Genomic DNA, 2,851 nt, shown 5'->3' on the forward strand with positions numbered 1-2,851 from the left:
TTGCGTCCCTTGCCGTGCAAGCGTACCGATGGTGTGACGTCGAGCTCCAGATCATCGACGCGGATGCCGATGAGCTCGGAGACCCGGGCTCCGGTGTTGTAGAGCAGCTGTAGCAGCACGCGGTCCCGGCGACCGTACCACGTTGCAGGGTCAGGGGCCGTCAGGAGCGCCTGCACTTCATCGCGAGAGAGAAACCCGAGCAGCGGCTTGTCGAAGCGTTTCATCGGGATGGCCAGGATGCGCTGGGCGAGCAGCAGGGCCGGCGGGCATTGCAGCGCGACGTAGCGGGCAAAGGCCCGGACCGCAGCGAGCCGCGCATTGCGGCTACGCACCGTGTTGTGGCGCTCGGCTTCGAGGTGAGCCAGGAAGCCAAGAATCAACTCCGCATCGACATCCCCCAAGGCCAGCCTGGCGGGCGGCTTGCCAAGCTGGCGTTCAGCATAGCCCAGCAGAAGCCGGAAGGTGTCCCGGTACGCGGCCACGGTCCTGGGGCTCACGGCCTGCTGCTGAAGGAGGCGCTCGGCAAAGAAGCGCTGAACCAAGGCGGCGAACTCGGCGGGATCGGCAAGGAGCGGGATCATGTCGGTTCTCCCTGGGCATAACGGTGGAAACGTTCGGCAGCGATGGCCATCAACTCAGGGATTCCGGTGAGGTACCAGTAGGTATCGATCACCTTGGCGTGCCCGACGTAGATCGAGAGGGCAGACAAGCCCCGCTCGACGTCGTCACCCTGTTTGTAGAGGCGCAATACACTGCGCACGATGAAGGTATGGCGCAGATCGTGGAGCCGGTGATGGGCGTGGTCCCCGCGTACTTGCCAGCCCAGCTGGCGACACACCTGGTGCAGCGCGTACAGCATGCTCGGCTGATTGATGGCTCGGCCGTCGTCACGCAGGAAGAAGCGATCGCAGCAGGGGCCGGGGACGAGCCGGTCCCGCTGCTGGGCATACGCTTGCAGGTGGGGCGTGACGCTCGAGTGCAGCGGAACGAAGCGGCGCTGGTGACACTTGGTGTCCCGGATATCGAGCACGCCGGCCTCTAGATCCACATCGGTCCGGGTCAGCTTGAGCGCTTCGGAGATACGCAACCCCGTTGCTGCCAGCAGCCCGAAGAGGGTTCGGCAGGTGGCCGGGCGCAGCCGGCCGGGAGGGCCCAGGCGATCGGTTGCATCCAGGAGGCTTTGCAGTTCCTCGGTGGTGTAAATATGTGGCACCAGGCGTCGGTGGGCCGGGCCGAAGAGCTTGGGCGGCGGCACGACCGTGTCCGGGTCGGTGCGCAGGCAGAAAGCGGCAAAGCCGCGCAGCACCTCGATACGCCGCGCCCAGCTGATCGGACGGGGATAGCGTGAGGTGCGTGCCCAGTCGGTGGCCAGCTCCAGCGTGAGCCGTTCGGCTCCGCGTTGGTCCGCAAAGCGGGCGAACGATCCGAGTTGGCCGCCTTCGATCGAGAGCTCAAAGCCGAAGCTGCGACGATAAGCGAGGTAGGCCTCCACTCGGGCTGCCCAGGTCGGGGTGGCGCTCATGATGCGCTCCCTGGCCAAGGCAAGGCGACCGTCCGAAGACGGTCCAGGTCGACACGGGCATACACCCTGGCGGTGTTCACATCCCGGTGGCGGAGCACATCGGCGATCTCCTTGATCGACACGCCGGTCTTCTGCAGCCGGGTGGCCATCGAGCGCCGAAGCACATGGGTGTTGCAGAACTGATCTGCCAGAGCGCAGCGGGCAAAGGCCCGATTCATCGCGCTGCGGATGGCTGCCACGCCAAGCGGGACACCGAAGGGGGCGCGGTGACGAATGAACAGGACGCGGCTATCCGTCTGCGGACGTCCTTCCCGTAAATAGTGGGCAAGCGCTTCGCCGGTCTGCACCGGCAAGGGCAGATGCTGCACACGCTGGCTCTTGGTCCGGTGGAGTGTCACCGTTCCGTTGCGCCAATCCAGATCATCCAGCGTCAGGTGCGTGGCCTCGTCGCCCCGCAGGCCCAGATCGAGCAGACAGCGGGCGATGGCATGGTCGCGCAGGCCGACCGGATCCGTCCGATCGAAGGCGTGCAGGAAGTGCTCGATCTGGCTGTCCGTGAGCACCTTTGGCGGATGCCGACGTGGCCAGTTCGCGATGGCCGGCAGCGACGCGGAAAGTGTCCGGGTGTCGTCGCCCAGCAGGGTGTGGAAGCGGAAATAGCTGCGCAAACTGGTGCAGATCACCTTGCGCGAGGCGGGCTGCCAGCGGGCAGCCAGGTCCTTCAGGAAGGCATCGATATCATCGGCGGCCAAGCGTCCCATCTCGAGGGGCGCATCCCCGAAACAACGAGCCAGGAATGCCGCGACGTGTCGGCACCGATAGGTGCAGGTCAGCGGCGCCAGGCCACAGGTGTGGCGCAGATGATCGTCGAAGCGCTCAAGCTCGGCTGCAATGCAGGCCGACGTCGTCGCCTCCCCATCCGCTGGGGGGAGCAGATCCAGCAAATGATGGAGCGCCGCCCGCATCTCCTTCACATCGGATCGGCAAGGCGCTGGGCAGGCGCACGTCGGCAGGTGATGCCGCAGGAAGCGCTCGATGAGGGCTCGATCGATATCCGCGACACTCAGGCCTTCACCCCGCATCCAGTAGCTGAAATGCGCGAGGCCACGCAGATAAGCGCTGAGGGTGCTTCTGGCATAGCGCCGGTTCTGCAGCGCCTCGATGTACAAAGCAAGGAGTTCGTTCAGCGGGCCGTCCGTCAGCCAGTCACGGCGGACAAGGTGCGCCAAGCAGAGGTCGGTGGGCATGGTGGTCTCCTGGAGTGAGGCATGGGAGCCACAGGAAACCACCAATGATTATGCGCAGGCGAGATCCGCCACCGGAGCCTGC

3 protein-coding genes are annotated in these 2,851 nt (G+C 65.6%); all 3 read right to left on the minus strand.

What is annotated here, in order from left to right; genetic code table 11:
* On the minus strand, positions 1–581 hold a 581-nt coding region (locus GH681_RS22605; protein WP_153163755.1), incomplete at its 3' end, for a tyrosine-type recombinase/integrase.
* Positions 578–1,522: a tyrosine-type recombinase/integrase gene (locus GH681_RS22610; protein WP_153163756.1), complete on the minus strand. Its 945-nt coding sequence runs from the start codon at positions 1,520–1,522 to the stop codon at positions 578–580. The genes GH681_RS22610 and GH681_RS22605, both read right to left, overlap by 4 nt.
* Positions 1,519–2,769, minus strand: coding sequence for a site-specific integrase (locus GH681_RS22615; protein ID WP_153163757.1), 1,251 nt, complete (start codon positions 2,767–2,769; stop codon positions 1,519–1,521). Before GH681_RS22615 ends, GH681_RS22610 begins: the two co-directional genes overlap by 4 nt.
* Positions 2,770–2,851 lie beyond the last annotated feature (82 nt).

It is taken from the genome of Zoogloea sp. 1C4, from assembly GCF_009469605.1.
GTDB lineage: Bacteria > Pseudomonadota > Gammaproteobacteria > Burkholderiales > Rhodocyclaceae > Zoogloea > Zoogloea oryzae.

Bases quoted from the DNA above. Each gene is read 5' to 3' on its own strand.
- GH681_RS22610 (WP_153163756.1), bottom strand. From the start codon at position 1,522: ATGAGCGCCACCCCGACCTGGGCAGCCCGAGTGGAGGCCTACCTCGCT.
- GH681_RS22615 (WP_153163757.1), bottom strand. From the start codon at position 2,769: ATGCCCACCGACCTCTGCTTGGCGCACCTTGTCCGCCGTGACTGGCTG.